Below are 535 nucleotides of genomic sequence, written 5' to 3' on the forward strand. Positions count from 1 at the left end.
GTGTACAGTTAAGCGTGCCATATTTATACCTTTGTTTTCAGTGTATTGAACGGAATGTAGCATACTACTCCGATTGGCGTTTTTCGGGAAAGACTGATTGGTTATGTGCTGCAAACCAAAAGTTATAAGCAAAAAGGTCGTCTGAAAACGCGGTTTCAACGGGTTTGAACCCGATGTGGCGTTTTCAGACGACCTTTTCTTGCGAACCGATTTATTCGGCTTGTTCTTTCAACACTGCTTCAATCAATTCCTGCGCGCCGTCGTCCGCCAGCTTTTTGGCGACCGCGCGTCCGAGCGCGTCGGCGTAGGCGGCGGGGGCTTGCGCGTCTGCCTGCAAGATTACCGAGCCGTCGGAGTGTCCGACCAGACCTCGCAGGGTGAGCAGGCCGTTTTCTTCGGTGCAATATGCGGCAAGCGGGACTTGGCAGCTTCCGCCCAGAGCGCGGGCAAGGGCGCGTTCGGCGGTCACGCAGGCGTGTGTTGTGTCGTGGTTTAAGGGTTTCAATACGTCCAGAAGGCCGGTGCGGTGTGCGGC

Annotated in this window: 1 pseudogene; it reads right to left on the minus strand. The window is 55.1% G+C overall.

The annotated features are described in order from the left end of the window. Positions 1 to 211: 211 nt before the first annotated feature. Positions 212 to 535: pseudogene (locus ACTHUR_RS17620) on the minus strand (hydroxymethylbilane synthase); the annotation flags it as partial.

The sequence above is a fragment of the Neisseria sp. P0021.S007 genome, assembly GCF_051956855.1.